This is a genomic window from Kosakonia oryzendophytica (assembly GCF_900094925.1).
In the GTDB taxonomy this organism is placed as follows: Bacteria; Pseudomonadota; Gammaproteobacteria; order Enterobacterales; family Enterobacteriaceae; genus Kosakonia; species Kosakonia oryzendophytica.
The window spans coordinates 98,692-113,296 of sequence record NZ_FMAY01000005.1 but is presented as its reverse complement, the minus strand read 5'-3'; the positions used below and the strand labels follow the sequence as shown (position 1 = coordinate 113,296).

Annotated in this window: 15 protein-coding genes; 8 read left to right on the top strand and 7 right to left on the bottom strand. The window is 54.9% G+C overall.

Features of this window, described 5'->3' with window-relative positions; genetic code table 11:
• Positions 1-29: 29 nt before the first annotated feature.
• The 7 genes from tyrR to pspA form a co-directional block, all read right to left on the bottom strand.
• Positions 30-1,571: a transcriptional regulator TyrR gene (gene tyrR / locus GA0061071_RS10460; protein WP_061496148.1), complete on the bottom strand. Its 1,542-nt coding sequence runs from the start codon at positions 1,569-1,571 to the stop codon at positions 30-32.
• A gap of 145 nt (positions 1,572-1,716) precedes the next feature.
• Positions 1,717-2,778, bottom strand: coding sequence for a TIGR01620 family protein (locus tag GA0061071_RS10455; protein WP_061496150.1), 1,062 nt, complete (start codon positions 2,776-2,778; stop codon positions 1,717-1,719).
• Positions 2,775-4,172: a YcjX family GTP-binding protein gene (locus GA0061071_RS10450; protein WP_061500054.1), complete on the bottom strand. Its 1,398-nt coding sequence runs from the start codon at positions 4,170-4,172 to the stop codon at positions 2,775-2,777. The genes GA0061071_RS10455 and GA0061071_RS10450 overlap by 4 nt, the downstream gene beginning before the upstream one ends.
• 104 nt (positions 4,173-4,276) lie before the next feature.
• Positions 4,277-4,504, bottom strand: a complete 228-nt coding sequence (gene pspD / locus GA0061071_RS10445; RefSeq protein WP_088237625.1) for a phage shock protein PspD — start codon at positions 4,502-4,504, stop codon at positions 4,277-4,279.
• Between the two features lie 10 nt (positions 4,505-4,514).
• A complete protein-coding gene (pspC, locus tag GA0061071_RS10440) occupies positions 4,515-4,874 on the bottom strand; it encodes an envelope stress response membrane protein PspC (RefSeq protein WP_061496155.1) in 360 nt (119 codons plus the stop codon).
• Positions 4,874-5,098 (bottom strand): envelope stress response membrane protein PspB, encoded by a 225-nt coding sequence (gene pspB, locus GA0061071_RS10435; RefSeq protein ID WP_061496157.1) that lies wholly within the window; start codon positions 5,096-5,098, stop codon positions 4,874-4,876. Before pspB ends, pspC begins: the two co-directional genes overlap by 1 nt.
• Before the next feature lie 53 nt (positions 5,099-5,151).
• The gene (gene pspA, locus GA0061071_RS10430; protein ID WP_061496159.1) at positions 5,152-5,820 is read right to left on the bottom strand and encodes a phage shock protein PspA; all 669 of its coding nucleotides are present in this window, start codon (positions 5,818-5,820) and stop codon (positions 5,152-5,154) included.
• A gap of 151 nt (positions 5,821-5,971) precedes the next feature.
• Between pspA and pspF the strand changes: the two genes are divergently transcribed.
• The 8 genes from pspF to GA0061071_RS10390 all read left to right on the top strand — a co-directional run bounded on the left by pspF (position 5,972) and on the right by GA0061071_RS10390 (position 14,594).
• Positions 5,972-6,967, top strand: a complete 996-nt coding sequence (pspF, locus tag GA0061071_RS10425; protein ID WP_167352642.1) for a phage shock protein operon transcriptional activator — start codon at positions 5,972-5,974, stop codon at positions 6,965-6,967.
• A gap of 98 nt (positions 6,968-7,065) precedes the next feature.
• A complete protein-coding gene (gene sapA, locus GA0061071_RS10420) occupies positions 7,066-8,706 on the top strand; it encodes an ABC transporter substrate-binding protein SapA (protein WP_061500057.1) in 1,641 nt (546 codons plus the stop codon).
• Positions 8,703-9,668, top strand: coding sequence for a putrescine export ABC transporter permease SapB (sapB, locus tag GA0061071_RS10415; RefSeq protein WP_061496163.1), 966 nt, complete (start codon positions 8,703-8,705; stop codon positions 9,666-9,668). Before sapA ends, sapB begins: the two co-directional genes overlap by 4 nt.
• Positions 9,655-10,545, top strand: coding sequence for a putrescine export ABC transporter permease SapC (sapC, locus tag GA0061071_RS10410; RefSeq protein ID WP_061496164.1), 891 nt, complete (start codon positions 9,655-9,657; stop codon positions 10,543-10,545). The genes sapB and sapC overlap by 14 nt, the downstream gene beginning before the upstream one ends.
• On the top strand, positions 10,545-11,537 hold the full coding sequence (gene sapD, locus GA0061071_RS10405; RefSeq protein WP_061496166.1) for a putrescine export ABC transporter ATP-binding protein SapD: 993 nt from the start codon (positions 10,545-10,547) through the stop codon (positions 11,535-11,537). Before sapC ends, sapD begins: the two co-directional genes overlap by 1 nt.
• Before the next feature lies 1 nt (position 11,538).
• The gene (sapF, locus tag GA0061071_RS10400; RefSeq protein ID WP_061496168.1) at positions 11,539-12,345 is read left to right on the top strand and encodes a putrescine export ABC transporter ATP-binding protein SapF; all 807 of its coding nucleotides are present in this window, start codon (positions 11,539-11,541) and stop codon (positions 12,343-12,345) included.
• Between the two features lie 122 nt (positions 12,346-12,467).
• On the top strand, positions 12,468-13,256 hold the full coding sequence (fabI, locus tag GA0061071_RS10395) for an enoyl-ACP reductase FabI (protein WP_061496169.1): 789 nt from the start codon (positions 12,468-12,470) through the stop codon (positions 13,254-13,256).
• A 180-nt stretch (positions 13,257-13,436) separates the two neighbouring features.
• A complete protein-coding gene (locus GA0061071_RS10390) occupies positions 13,437-14,594 on the top strand; it encodes a CMD domain-containing protein (RefSeq protein ID WP_061496171.1) in 1,158 nt (385 codons plus the stop codon).
• The last annotated feature ends 11 nt before the right edge of the window (positions 14,595-14,605 follow it).

Sequence of the window (14,605 nt, the reverse complement as noted above, 5' to 3'; positions counted from 1 at the left end):
GGAGGCTTTTTCATTCATCTTTCTGTTTTCTACTCGTCGCCTTTCTTCTGGCTTAAGCCGTATTCGCGCAGCTTATTAGCAATAGCGGTATGTGACACCCCCAGCCGTTTTGCCAGCTTACGCGTGCTGGGATAGTTACGATAAAGTTGAGTCAGCACCGAGCGTTCAAAACGGCTGGTGATATCGTCCAGCGATCCTTCCATGGCATCTTCCCCCACCGGCACCGTTGCAGCATCGTAATCCGGCAACAGGATATCCTGCGCACGCAACTCATAACCTTCCAGCTGTGTCAGTGCCCGATAAATGGCGTTTTTTAACTGGCGCACATTGCCAGGCCAGCCGTAGCGACTGAGCAACTGATTCAAATCCTGCGACAGTTTCGGACGCGGTACACCTTGTTCATCCGCAAAACGGGCAACGAAGAGTTCGGTCAGCGGCATGATATCCTGCGGACGATCGCGCAGCGGCGGCAGGTTCAGCGTCAGAACATTCAGCCGATAGTAGAGATCTTCCCGGAACAGACCTTTTTGTACCAGTTCCACCAGATTGCGCTGAGTGGCACAGATCACGCGGACATCAACATGTACTTCATGATCTTCGCCTACGCGACGGAAGGTGCCATCATTGAGAAAACGCAGCAGTTTGACCTGCATCCGCGGCGACATTTCGCCAATCTCATCCAGCAATACGGAACCACCGTTAGCCTGTTCGAAAAAGCCCTTTTTCCCTTCCGGCGCGTGACCAAACAGTTCGCTCTCCACAGACTCTTCAGGAATCGACGCGCAATTCAGCGCCAGGTAAGGTTTTCCGGCACGCGGGCTGGCAAGATGACAGGCATGCGCCAGCAGATCTTTGCCGGTGCCGGTATCGCCGGTGATTAACAGCGGTGCTGTCAGTGTCGCCAGTTTGCGGGCCTGTTCAATGAGATGACGCATTTTCGGGCTAACAGCAACAATCTGGCTAAATGCGCTGACATCCTGCTGGCTGAGGTTTTGCAACTGCCGCCCCATCCGGACGGTCGAACGCAGCATCACCACCGCGCCAGTCAGCATCGGTTCGCCGGTTTCCCCTTCCAGATGCACCGGCGTGATCTCCATCAGGAAATTTTGCCCGCCGATCACCACATGTTCGTTATGCGAGTTTTGCGGGTTACCGTCCAGCCACCGTTGAAAGTTAAATCCCGCGATGAGTTGTACCGCGTTGTGATTACGTAATTTATCAATGTCCTGTGCAAAAAGCTGACAACTGGCAGGGTTGGCCAGTTCGATCTTGCTTTTCATATCCAGCGAGAGAACGGGTTCCGGTAACGCTTCCAGCAATGCACTCAGCGCCCGATGTTCCCGCTCAGAAGGCATCCACAACACAGTGCGCACATCAGTCACCCCCGGAATACGGCGTATCTCCGCCATCAGGCTGCTGAATGCGTCAAATTGCAGCGCCGCAAAATTGAGGTAAATTCGCCCGATAGGGTCAATTTCAATCCCGCGTAAATCGATACTGCGCAACACCAGCAGATCCAGCAACTCGCGAGTCAGACCAAGGCGGTCTTCGCAAAAAACTTCCAGACGCATGGGAATAGTCACCCTTATTCATTCACGTAATGAAAGGATGATAAGCCACTTCCCGGCTGCCAGGAAGATGTCTGTCAACAAATATTGACAGCGTGACGGAAAAACCGCCACTGCGCTGTAAAGCTACGCGCGCAGTGCCGGTTTATTACTCTGTGGGGGACGACGATTTGCTCTTCTGCAGGCTCTCTTTTAGCTGACCAATAAGCTGGCGGCGAAAATCTCCCAGACGGGGTTTATCCTCTTCCAGCCAGGGTAACGGGCGGCACAATTCCATGGCTTTGATGCCCAGACGTGCCGTCAGCAACCCGGCACCAATGCCCTGCGCCGCGCGGGCGGAAAGGCGAGCGGCAAGATCCTGCGACATCCAGTCCATACCCACTTCACGTACCAGTTCACTCGCGCCGGCGAAAGCGATGTTCAGCAACACCAGGCGAAACAGTCGCAGGCGGCTGTAGTAGCCCAGCTCAATGCCATACAGCGTAGCAATGCGGTTAATCAAGCGGAGATTGCGCCAGGCGATAAAGGCCATATCCACCATCGCCAGCGGACTGACCGCGATCATCAACGCAGACTCCGCAGCCGAACGGCTGATCTCACGTCGAGCCTGAGCATCCAGTACCGGCTGTACCAGATGGGCATACAGCGTCACCACTTCGCGATCATTTTGCGTTTCATGGATAGCGGCATACCAGCGTTGTAATGCCGGGTGCGCCTGATCCATACCGGCCTGACGGGCAAGTTTTTCGCAAAACGCGCGGCCACGCCCTGCACCATGGCTGTGTAAGAGATCGCGGGCTTCGTCACGCTCCTGCGCCCGCTGCCGCAGACGCCACAAACGCCGCCATTCGCTGGCGACCGAACCGACGCCGGCCCCGATAATCAGCGCACCGGCGGCGCAACCACCTAATGCCACCCAATCCTGCGTCTGCCAGGCGTTCATCGTCCATTGCACACCCTGACCGATCACGCTGACACCAAACAGTGCCAACCCGGCGCTGACCATCTTGCGCCACAGACTGCGTTTCGGACGTAGCGCAGCCTCGACCACCGCTTCCGCCGCCCCCTCTTCTGCTAACGCTTCTACGGCAACTGGCGCGAATTTTTCTGCCTGCGCATCACTGAACGTGTGCGCCGTTTTGAAAGAGGGCGTGACCTCTGCCTCCAACGGCCCGGCGAAATCGATTCTTGGTTTGATCGGCTCGCTCATCGCAATTTATCTCCCATTAAAAATTCCAGCGCAGCGTCCAGGCGTATATGTGGCAACGGCTTGTCGACATCCATCACCTGCGGCCGGAAGGCCTCGAAATTAAAGCCCTGCTTATCCCAGAACGCCTGGCCCGGCAAGCGGGCTGGCACATCGCCCGGATAAACGGTCAGCGGCGTGCCATCACTCAATCGGTGACCGCGCAATGCCGGGATCTTTTCGCCATTGACCTCAATGAGCCCGCTTTGCGTCGCCTGAACCGAAGCCAGCCCAAGACAATCCATACTGATCCCTTCGAACGCGGCATTCTGCCACGCATCCTGAATAAGTTGTTGCAGCAGCGACACCATATTGGCGTGCTGATCAACCGTGATATGGTCAGCTTTTGTGGCGGCGAACAACAATTTGTCGATCACCGGAGAGAACAGGCGACGGAACAGCGTGCGCTGCCCGTAGTGAAAACTTTGCATCAACTGCGTCAGCGCCAGGCGCATATCATTAAAGGCCTGTGGCCCGTTGTTCAGCGGTTGCAGGCAATCCACCAGCACAATCTGGCGATCAAACTTCAAAAAGTGGTGTTTATAAAACCCTTTCACCACCTGTTCACAATAGTAGTTATACCGCTCACGCAGCATGCCTGCGTTGGTGTGTTTATCCGCCTGCGCCAGTTTGCTTTCGCCCACGTTGTCGACATCCGGCCACGGGAAGAATTGCAGCGCAGGCGCGCCCGCCATATCGCCAGGCAGCACAAAACGACCAGGCTGAATAAAATGCAGCCCTTCACGTTTACACTGATGCAGATACGCAGTCCAGGCGGCGGCGATATCCGCCAGCCGGTTTTCATCGGCGGGTGCCAGTGGATCAAGATCAGCGCAGCTTTCCCGCCATTTTGCCGCCCATTCCTGTCGCTGCCCTTGCAGCAGGCCCGTCATCTGCCGCGACCAGCTCAGGTAATCCTGCGCCAGCATAGGGAGATCCAGCAGCCACTCGCCAGGGTAGTCGACAATTTCCAGATAGAGCGTGGAGGTTTCTTTAAAATGGCGCAGCAGCGAATCATTTGAACGAAAACGCAGTGCCAGACGGATCTCACTGACACCCCGAGTGGGCGTCGGCCAGACGGGCGGTGTGCCATAAAGTTGAGCCAATCCTTCATCATACGTAAAACGCGGGATGCCAAAGTCACGTTGCGGCACGCGCTTTACCCCGAGAATCCGCTCTTCACGCACCGCACTCAGTAACGGCAAGCGCGCGCCTGCGTGAATAGAGAGAAGCTGGTTAACCAGTGCGGTGATAAACGCTGTTTTACCGCTACGGCTCAGGCCAGTCACCGCAAGGCGTAAATGCCTGTCCATACCACGGTTCACCAGCGCGTTCAGTTCATTCTTGAATCGATCCATCGCCATTGTGTGTCGCCCTGAAGTGAAAACAAGAGGTAGAGTGTATGAGATGTGGGCAGGTTACTGATTATCAACCAACCGAAAGAGCAAATGACCCCGCAGGATCATTTGTCGTTCATAAAGCGGCGGGAAAATTGACTGGCTGCACGTTTCAGTAACGGCTCCAGCGCAAAGGCCAGCAGCAGCTTCACTGGCCGCCGGGCAACGGATTTAACCACCCAGCCAGCCACACCAGCCGGGCCATAACGCAGCGCCGTGAGCAACGCCAGTTTCCCGGCGACCTTCAGCGCTGGCGTCACTTTACGGCTTGTTTGTTGCCAACGAGGATTCATGGTTACCTCTTTAAAGCTGGCGGAACCGGCTACGCAGGGAAAAGGTGTCGGAGGTGACGTAACGCTCCATCTGCCGCAAACGCGCCTCCCCCGCTGCCAGCTGCGCATCTACCGCATCAAGTAACTCACTGCTGCTGGGGACAGTCTCCCCTTCAGCATAATTGTCTGGTAGCGGATCAAGCACAAAAAACAGCACGATATAGGCGGCTACAACGATAAAAAACAGGCCGAAACACATCGCCAGAATGGTCAGAATACGTACGATTTTGACGCGGATATCCAGATACTGCGCGATCCCCGCGCACACGCCACCTACTTTGCCGCGTTGCGGAATGCGCCACAATTTTTTATTAAGGTCGAGGGTAGCCATCAGCGATCTCTCCAGTTCGGGTGTTCCGCATCAAGAATATCTTCCAGCGCCTGAATACGTTCACGCATCCGTGTGGCATCTTCCGATAACTGCATTAACCGCTGCTGTTCGCTCTGATTTAATTCGCCGCGCGAGGTGCGGTTGTTGTAATGCAGCCATAACCAGACAGGCAAAATAAACAGGATGAATAGCGTCAGGGGTATAGCCAGAAAAAGCGTGCTCATGTGTACTCCTTACAGGGATGACGCGCGGCATCTTCTGATGCCGCCGCTGTTTATTATTGATTATCCTGCTTCATTTTGGCTTTCAGTTGCGCCAGTTGTTCACTGATTTCGTCATCCGCGCGGAGTTCAGCAAACTCCTGGTCCAGCGATTTCTGTTTGCCAAAGCCGTGGCTCTCCGCTTCGGCTTCCATTTGGTCAATACGGCGCTCAAAGGATTCAAAACGTGCCATCGCTTCATCGAGTTTGCCGCTGTCGAGCTGGCGACGCACATCACGGGAGGAGCTGGCCGCCTGGTGACGCAATGCCAGTGCCTGTTGACGGGCGCGCGTTTCACTGAGTTTATTTTCCAGTTCGCCAATCTCTTTTTTCATGCGCGTCAGGCTTTCATCAACCAATGTGATTTCCTGCTCCAGCGTGTCGATAAGCGCGGTGACTTTCTGTTTCTCGATCAGCGCAGCGCGCGCCAGATCGTCTTTTTCTTTGCGCAACGCCAGTTCGGCTTTTTCTTGCCATTCGGCCTGTTGCGCCGTGGCCTGCTCAATCCGGCGTGTCAGCTGTTTTTTCTCTGCGAGTGCGCGGGCCGAGGTAGAGCGGACTTCCACCAGCGTGTCTTCCATCTCCTGAATCATCAGGCGCACCAGCTTTTGCGGATCTTCTGCTTTTTCCAGCAGCGAATTAATGTTGGCGTTCACGATGTCGGCAAAACGAGAAAAAATACCCATAGTCAGTTCCTCTTCATTTCTGTAATCGGGCTCAGCCCTGCTACGGGACTATTACAATCTTCGTGCCAATTTTTATCTTCTTGATTTTGAATAAGTTGAATAATTTTACCACGCTATTCTTTTCGTCTAGAGTGGTTAATAACACCAACAAGTGGCGAATTTCATCATGTCTGAACACAAGGATAACCTCCTCGGCGAAGCCAACAGCTTTATTGAAGTGCTGGAGCAGGTTTCACGTCTGGCGCCGATTGATAAACCCGTGCTGATCATCGGCGAGCGTGGTACCGGTAAAGAGTTGATTGCTAACCGTCTGCACTTTCTCTCCTCCCGCTGGCAGGGACCATTTATCTCTCTTAACTGCGCAGCATTAAATGAAAACCTGCTGGATTCGGAACTTTTCGGCCACGAAGCAGGCGCCTTTACCGGCGCACAAAAACGCCATCCGGGCCGTTTTGAACGCGCCGATGGCGGGACGTTATTTCTTGATGAGCTGGCCACCGCGCCCATGCTGGTACAGGAAAAGCTGCTACGGGTCATTGAATATGGCGAACTGGAACGCGTAGGCGGTAGCCAGCCGTTACAGGTTAATGTCCGGCTGGTCTGCGCCACGAATGCCGACTTGCCACAAATGGTGCGTGACGGGACCTTTAGGGCGGATCTTCTCGACCGGCTGGCATTCGACGTTGTGCTGTTGCCGCCGCTGCGCCGTCGCCAGAGCGATATCATGCTGATGGCGGATCACTTTGCGATCCAGATGTGCCGTGAGCTGTTGCTGCCGCTGTTTCCGGGGTTCACCGAACGTGCCCGCGACGTACTGCTTCATTATCCGTGGCCAGGCAATATCAGGGAACTGAAAAACGTGGTTGAACGGTCGGTCTACCGGCACGGCAGCAGTGAAACGCCACTGGATACCATTATCATCGATCCCTTTAACCGCGATGCAACTGCCACGCCACAGGCAGAACAAGATACATCCGCCGCTCCCGTATTGCCGCTGGATTTGCGCAAATTTCAGCACGATCAGGAAAAACAGTTACTGGGAGCCAGTTTGCAGCAGGCAAAATTTAACCAAAAACGCGCCGCAGAATTATTAGGTTTGACCTATCACCAACTGAGAGCGCTACTGAAAAAGCATCAAATAAGCTGAAATCGCCGACAATAACAGCAGTCGTTAGCAGACATTTGTACGAAGCTATGGCAAGTGCGATACACTTTGCTCATGAATTTAAAATCGTTGAAGAAATCATGCGTCTGGTTTTCTCTTCCCTGTTATTGACGGCGAGCCTGGTGACAGGCATTACGCACGCTGCGGCACCACCCGCCCGTGACGCGGATATCCGTGATAGCGGCTTTGTCTACTGTGTTAATGGCCAGGTCAGCACCTTTAACCCGCAAAAGGCAAGCAGCGGTCTGATTGTTGATACGCTGGCAGCGCAGCTTTATGACCGACTGCTGGATGTGGATCCTTACACCTACCGTCTGGTGCCGGATCTGGCTGAGAGCTGGGAAGTGCTGGATAACGGCGCAACGTACCGTTTCCGCCTGCGCGACGGCGTGGCTTTCCAGACCACCGCCTGGTTCACTCCGCACCGCACGTTGAATGCGGACGACGTGGTGTTCACCTTCCAGCGCATTTTCGATCGCAATCATCCGTGGCATAACATTAACGGCGGCAGCTTTCCCTATTTTGACAGTCTGCAATTTGCTGACTCCATCGACAGCGTGCGCAAACTGGATAACCGTACCGTTGAGTTCCGGCTGAAAAAACCGGATGCCTCGTTTTTATGGCATCTGGCCACGCACTATGCTTCTGTGATGTCAGCCGAATACGCCGCGCAACTGGCGAAAGACGACCATCAGGAATTGATTGACCGGCAGCCAGTGGGCACAGGGCCTTATCAACTGGATGAATATCGCGCCGGGCAGTATATTCGGTTACAACGTCACGAAAAATTCTGGCGCGGCAAGCCATTGATGCCGCAGGTTGTTGTCGATCAGGGTTCCGGTGGCACCGGTCGCCTGTCCAAATTATTGACCGGTGAGTGTGATGTGCTGGCATGGCCCGCCGCCAGCCAGTTGACCATTCTGCGCGATGACCCGCGTCTGCGCCTGACGCTGCGCCCAGGCATGAACATCGCCTACCTTGCCTTTAATACCGATAAACCACCGCTAAATAACCCGGACGTGCGCCATGCATTGGCTTTATCCATTAATAACCAGCGGCTGATGCAATCGATCTATTACGGTACTGCCGAAACGGCAGCGTCGATCCTTCCACGTGCCTCATGGGCTTACGATAACGAAGCAAAGATTACTGAGTATGACCCGGAAAAAGCGCGTGAGCGCCTGAAAGCATTGGGGCTGGAACATATGACGTTGCAGCTGTGGGTCCCTACCACTTCGCAAGCCTGGAACCCCAGCCCACTGAAAACCGCCGAGCTTATTCAGGCGGATATGGCTCAGGTCGGTGTCAAAGTGGTGATCGTCCCGGTTGAAGGCCGTTTCCAGGAAGCGCGTTTGATGGACATGAACCATGACTTAACGCTGTCGGGTTGGGCGACGGACAGTAACGATCCGGACAGTTTTTTCCGCCCAATGCTCAGTTGTGCGGCCATCACCTCGCAAACGAACTTTGCCCACTGGTGTAACCGCGAATTTGACGACGTGCTGCAAAAAGCGCTGGTATCGCAGCAGTTGGCTGCGCGTATTGACGCGTATGACGAAGCGCAACAAATCCTCGCGCGCGAGTTGCCAGTGCTGCCGCTGGCGTCGTCCCTGCGCTTGCAGGCCTACCGTTATGATATTAAAGGGCTGGTGCTGAGTCCGTTTGGCAGCGCCTCGTTCGCCGGTGTCTCGCGGGAAAAACAAGAGGTCTCACCGCCATGATTATTTTTACCCTGCGCCGTTTGTTGCTGCTGCTGGTGACGTTATTTTTGCTGACCTTTGTCGGGTTCAGTCTCAGCTATTTCACGCCGCATGCGCCACTCCAGGGGGCGACATTATGGAACGCCTGGGTGTTCTGGTTTAACGGGCTCCTGCACTGGGATTTCGGTGTTTCCAGCATTGATGGTCAATTGATTGCCGGGCAGTTAAAAGAGGTGTTCCCGGCGACCATGGAACTGTGCATTCTCGCGTTTGGCTCTGCGCTGTTGGTGGGGATCCCGGTTGGTATGCTGGCGGGCGTGATGCGCAGCAAATGGCAGGACAGGCTCATCAGCGCCATCGCCCTGCTCGGTTTTTCGATTCCTGTCTTCTGGCTGGCGTTACTGTTGACGCTCTTTTTCTCGCTTAATCTCGGCTGGTTGCCGGTTTCCGGGCGTTTCGACCTGCTGTATGAAGTGAAAACCATTACAGGTTTCGCCATTATCGATGCCTGGCTGTCCGACTCACCGTGGCGCGAAGAGATGATCATCAGCGCCCTGCGTCATATGGTGTTGCCGGTGCTGACGCTGGCAGTCGCACCAACCACTGAAGTGATCCGCCTGATGCGAATCAGTACCATCGAGGTGTTTGACAAGAACTACATTAAAGCCGCGGCGACACGTGGGCAATCAATGTTAACGATCCTGCGCCGACACGTACTGCATAACGCCCTGCCGCCGGTGATCCCCAAACTGGGGTTGCAATTTTCCACCATGTTGACGCTGGCGATGATCACCGAAATGGTCTTTAGCTGGCCTGGCCTCGGTCGCTGGCTGATCAATGCCATTCGCCAGCAGGACTATGCGGCTATTTCCGCCGGTGTGATGGTGATTGGCTCACTGGTCATTATCGTTAACGTGATTTCCGATATTCTGGGCGCGCTGGCGAACCCGTTGAAACATAAGGAATGGTATGCCTTACGATAGCGTCTACAGCGAAAAGCGCCCACCTGGCGCGTTACGCACCGTGTGGCGTAAATTCTACAGCGACACGACGGCGATGATCGGTCTGTACGGTTGCGGCGCGCTGCTGGTGCTGTGCGTGTTCGGCAACTGGTTTGCACCCTATGGCCTTGACCAGCAATTCCTCGGCTATCAGTTACTACCGCCCTCCTGGTCGCGCTACGGTGACGTATCGTTCTTCCTCGGTACAGACGATCTCGGCCGCGATGTGTTAAGCCGTCTGCTGAGCGGCGCAGCGCCCACGGTGGGTGGCGCATTTCTGGTGACGCTGGCCGCCACGCTGTGTGGACTGGTGCTCGGTGTATTTGCCGGCGCGACACACGGTCTGCGCTCGGCGGTGTTGAACCATATTCTTGATACGCTGTTATCGCTGCCGACGCTGCTGCTGGCCATTATTGTGGTGGCCTTTTCCGGCCCGCACCTCTCCCACGCCATGTTCGCGGTCTGGCTGGCATTGCTGCCACGCATGGTGCGTTCGGTCTACAGTATGGTGCATGACGAGCTGGAGAAAGAGTATGTGGTGGCCGCGCGACTCGATGGCGCTTCGACGATGAATATTTTGTGGTTTGCGGTGTTGCCGAATATCACCTCCGGCATGATCACGGAAATCACCCGCGCCCTGTCAATGGCGATCCTCGATATCGCTGCCCTCGGTTTTCTCGATCTGGGCGCACAGCTCCCCTCCCCGGAATGGGGTGCAATGCTGGGTGATGCGCTTGAGCTGATTTATGTGGCTCCCTGGACAGTCATGCTGCCCGGTGCGGCAATTATGATCAGCGTATTGTTGGTGAATATTCTTGGCGACGGTATTCGCCGCGCGATTAATGCGGGGGTGGAATAATGCCGCTACTTGATATTCGCAATCTGACCATCGAAGTGAAGACCGGTGAAAACTGGGTTAAAGCGGTTGATCGCGTCAGCCTGACCCTCGCCGAAGGTGAAATTCGTGGGCTGGTGGGAGAGTCCGGGTCCGGAAAAAGCTTAATTGCTAAAGCAATTTGTGGTGTCACCAAAGAGAACTGGCGGGTCACCGCCGACCGCATGCGCTTTGATGATATCGACTTACTCCGCCTGTCTGCACGGGAGCGGCGTAAGCTGCTTGGTCATAACGTGTCGATGATTTTCCAGGAGCCGCAATCCTGTCTCGACCCGTCTGAACGTGTCGGCAAACAGTTGATGCAAAATATTCCGGGTTGGACGTGGAAAGGCAGCTTATTGCAACGGTTTGGCTGGCGTAAACGCCGCGCCATCGAGCTGCTGCACCGCGTCGGTATTAAAGATCATAAAGATGCGATGCGCAGTTTTCCTTATGAACTGACGGAAGGTGAATGCCAGAAAGTGATGATTGCCATTGCGCTGGCTAACCAACCGCGTTTGCTGATCGCCGATGAGCCGACCAATGCCATGGAGCCGACGACCCAGGCACAGATTTTCCGCCTGCTTACCCGTCTGAACCAGAATAACAACACCACGATTATGCTGATCAGCCATGATTTGCAGATGCTCAGCAAATGGGCGGATCGCATTAACGTGATGTATTGTGGGCAAACGGTGGAAACCGCCCCCAGCGAAGAGCTGATCGTGACACCGCATCATCCTTATACTCAGGCGCTCATTCGCGCTATCCCCGATTTTGGCAGCGCCATGCCACATAAAAGCCGGCTGAACACCATGCCTGGCGCAATTCCGTTACTCGAACAGTTACCGATTGGTTGTCGCCTCGGGCCGCGTTGCCCTTATGCCCAGCGTAAATGTATTGAGAAGCCCCGGCTTACGGGGGCAAGAAATCATCTTTATGCCTGCCATTTCCCGCTGAATATGGAGAGTGAGTGAGATGGTCGAAACCTTGCTTGAAGTCCGCAACCTGAGCAAAACGTTCCGTTATCGTACCGGCTGGTTCCGTCGCCAGACCGTAGAAGCCGTGAAACCGTTGAGTTTTACGCTGCGGGAACGGCAAACGCTGGCGATTATTGGCGAGAACGGTTCCGGAAAATCGACGTTGGCCAAAATGCTGGCGGGGATGGTAGAGCCCAGTTCCGGCGAACTGGTGATTGACGACAAACCGTTGCATTACGGGGATTATACGTTTCGTAGCCAGCATATTCGTATGATTTTTCAGGATCCGACAACGTCGCTAAATCCGCGTCAGCGTCTTTCGCAAATCCTGGATTTTCCGCTGCGTCTGAACACCGATCTCGACCCTGATGCGCGGCGCAAGCGCATTCTCGAAACGCTGCGCATGGTCGGACTGTTGCCGGATCATGTGAACTACTATCCGCATATGCTGGCACCGGGACAGAAGCAGCGTCTGGGGCTGGCGCGGGCGCTGATCCTGCGCCCCAAAGTCATTATTGCGGACGAAGCGCTGGCATCACTCGATATGTCGATGCGTTCGCAGTTAATCAATCTGATGCTGGAATTACAGGAAAAACAGGGTATCTCTTATATTTACGTCACCCAGCACATTGGCATGATGAAACATATCAGCGATCAGGTTCTTGTCATGCACCAGGGAGAAGTGGTTGAGCGCGGCAGTACTGCCGATGTGCTTGCATCTCCGTTGCATGATTTAACAAAACGCTTAATTGCCGGGCATTTTGGTGAGGCATTAACAGCCGATGCATGGCGAAAAGACCGTTGATTCAATAGTTTCAGTGGTCGGATTAACTCATCCGGCGACTCATGATAGAATCGCCGCGTTTTAACGACGATCGTCCGAACACGATGACGATCGCCACAACAATGAATATAAGGATTAGAGCTATGGGTTTTCTTTCCGGTAAGCGCATTCTGGTAACTGGCGTCGCCAGCAAACTGTCCATCGCATACGGCATCGCACAGGCTATGCACCGCGAAGGCGCTGAGCTGGCTTTCACCTACCAGAACGACAAGCTGAAAGGCCGCGTTGAAGAGTTTGCCGCCCAGCTGGGTTCCAGCATTGTGCTGGAGTGCGACGTTGCTAAAGACGAAAGCATCGATGCCCTGTTCACTGACCTGGCGAAAGTCTGGCCGAAGTTCGACGGTTTCGTCCACTCCATCGGTTTTGCGCCGGGCGATCAACTGGATGGCGACTATGTGAATGCTGTTACCCGTGAAGGTTTTAAAATTGCTCACGATATCAGCTCCTACAGCTTCGTTGCGATGGCAAAAGCGTGCCGCGAGATGCTGAATCCGGGTTCTGCATTGCTGACCCTCTCCTATCTGGGTGCTGAGCGCGCCATCCCGAACTACAACGTGATGGGTCTGGCGAAAGCGTCTCTGGAAGCCAACGTACGCTATATGGCGAATGCGATGGGTCCGGAAGGCGTGCGCGTTAACGGTATCTCCGCTGGCCCAATCCGTACGCTGGCTGCTTCCGGTATCAAAGATTTCCGTAAAATGCTGGCGCATTGCGAAGCCGTTACCCCGATTCGTCGCACCGTGACCATCGAAGATGTGGGCAACTCGGCTGCGTTCCTGTGTTCTGACCTCTCTGCCGGGATCTCCGGTGAAGTGGTTCACGTAGATGGCGGGTTCAACATTGCTGCCATGAACGAACTGGAAATCAAATAATGCTCCTCGCCCCTTCCTGCGAAGGGGCGTTTTCCCTCGATATGCCATTCTGATATTTATTATCACCTAACAATCTTTCATCCCTCTCTCCGCTTACGCCAGGATTAAGCAGCAAAAAAGATCCGGCGCAACAGACCTGCCGTCGTATCCGGATCGCCACTTTCAGACCAAGGAACGACCATGGAACAACGCCGGATTTCAGGCAAAAACCACTGGTATCATGAAACCCAGTCGACTGCCCGCCGGGCCCACGCGCTACCGTTGGTTCCCGAAGCAGCCACCGTAAACGACCCTTTCCTGCTCGATCTGACCCTGCCGGATGATCTGTTAACCGACATCGACAGTATCGTTATCCCCGCACGCAAACTCTATGCCTTGCTGTTTCCCCAGCGGGTGGCCGTTAATCGCTTGCGGACATTCAGCGCCTATGATCGTCTCAGCACCGCGCTCACCGCAGCCCAGGTATTTGGCGTGCAGCGGTTATGCAATCACTACGCTGCGCGTCTTGCACCGTTACCCGGTCCGGACTCATCAAGGGAAAGTAACTACCGGCTGGCACAAATAACCCAGTACGCCCGCCAACTTGCAGCGTCGCCATCGGTGATTGACGCCCGCGCGCGCCAGCAGCTCGAAGAGGTAGGACTGTCGTTGTACGATTTGGTGATCATTAACCAGATTATTGGGTTTATTGCCTTCCAGGCCCGTATCGTGGCGATGCTACAGGCGCTCTTGGGTCATCCAGTGCGTTTTATTCCGGGAATGGATATGCAGCAGGAAGCCGATGCAGACCGTTTTTCCAGGGCAGAAACGATGTGGCAAGCCGGTATCGACGCGGTGGAATTACGTATTGCCAGTGCTCCGCAAATGGAATCCCTTGCCCGCTGGCAGCCCTTACCGGAACTGCGGTTACTGGCACCTGTATTGGCTCACGAACACCTGATCCTTAACGAGCTGGGCGCGATAGCAGACCAGGTGGCGCAGCAGAGACCCGACGTGCAACTCGCGGCATTGGCGGCGCTTTATACTGCCCGGATTAATGGCAGCGAGCACTGTTTTGCCGAGCAGCTACGTCGCAGGAAAGACGGAGCACAACGGGAATTAGTGCTGCGTGAAGGTGGACGAGAATTGCAGCGCGTATTCGCCAGCAATGCACAAGAAAGCGCGTTGATACAAGCCGTTCAGTTGCTGACCTGCGCGCCAGACAGGTTTAGTCCGTTATCATTTTCGTTGTTAACTGAGCAGGATCTTAGCCGCCGCGCGGTTGTCAGCTTGCTGGCGGAGTGCGCCCTCTGTGCCTGGTTAAATCGCCTGAAAATCGCGCTCGGTCAGACGGTGTAAAACGCGCGGCG

Coding starts and splice junctions, on each gene's coding strand:
- GA0061071_RS10390 (WP_061496171.1), top strand. CDS start 13,437: ATGGAACAACGCCGGATTTCAGGCAAAAACCACTGGTATCATGAAACC.
- sapC (WP_061496164.1), top strand. CDS start 9,655: ATGCCTTACGATAGCGTCTACAGCGAAAAGCGCCCACCTGGCGCGTTA.
- tyrR (WP_061496148.1), bottom strand. CDS start 1,571: ATGCGTCTGGAAGTTTTTTGCGAAGACCGCCTTGGTCTGACTCGCGAG.
- GA0061071_RS10450 (WP_061500054.1), bottom strand. CDS start 4,172: ATGGATCGATTCAAGAATGAACTGAACGCGCTGGTGAACCGTGGTATG.
- GA0061071_RS10455 (WP_061496150.1), bottom strand. CDS start 2,778: ATGAGCGAGCCGATCAAACCAAGAATCGATTTCGCCGGGCCGTTGGAG.
- pspC (WP_061496155.1), bottom strand. CDS start 4,874: ATGGCTACCCTCGACCTTAATAAAAAATTGTGGCGCATTCCGCAACGC.
- sapF (WP_061496168.1), top strand. CDS start 11,539: ATGGTCGAAACCTTGCTTGAAGTCCGCAACCTGAGCAAAACGTTCCGT.
- sapA (WP_061500057.1), top strand. CDS start 7,066: ATGCGTCTGGTTTTCTCTTCCCTGTTATTGACGGCGAGCCTGGTGACA.
- sapD (WP_061496166.1), top strand. CDS start 10,545: ATGCCGCTACTTGATATTCGCAATCTGACCATCGAAGTGAAGACCGGT.
- fabI (WP_061496169.1), top strand. CDS start 12,468: ATGGGTTTTCTTTCCGGTAAGCGCATTCTGGTAACTGGCGTCGCCAGC.
- pspA (WP_061496159.1), bottom strand. CDS start 5,820: ATGGGTATTTTTTCTCGTTTTGCCGACATCGTGAACGCCAACATTAAT.
- sapB (WP_061496163.1), top strand. CDS start 8,703: ATGATTATTTTTACCCTGCGCCGTTTGTTGCTGCTGCTGGTGACGTTA.
- pspD (WP_088237625.1), bottom strand. CDS start 4,504: ATGAATCCTCGTTGGCAACAAACAAGCCGTAAAGTGACGCCAGCGCTG.
- pspB (WP_061496157.1), bottom strand. CDS start 5,098: ATGAGCACGCTTTTTCTGGCTATACCCCTGACGCTATTCATCCTGTTT.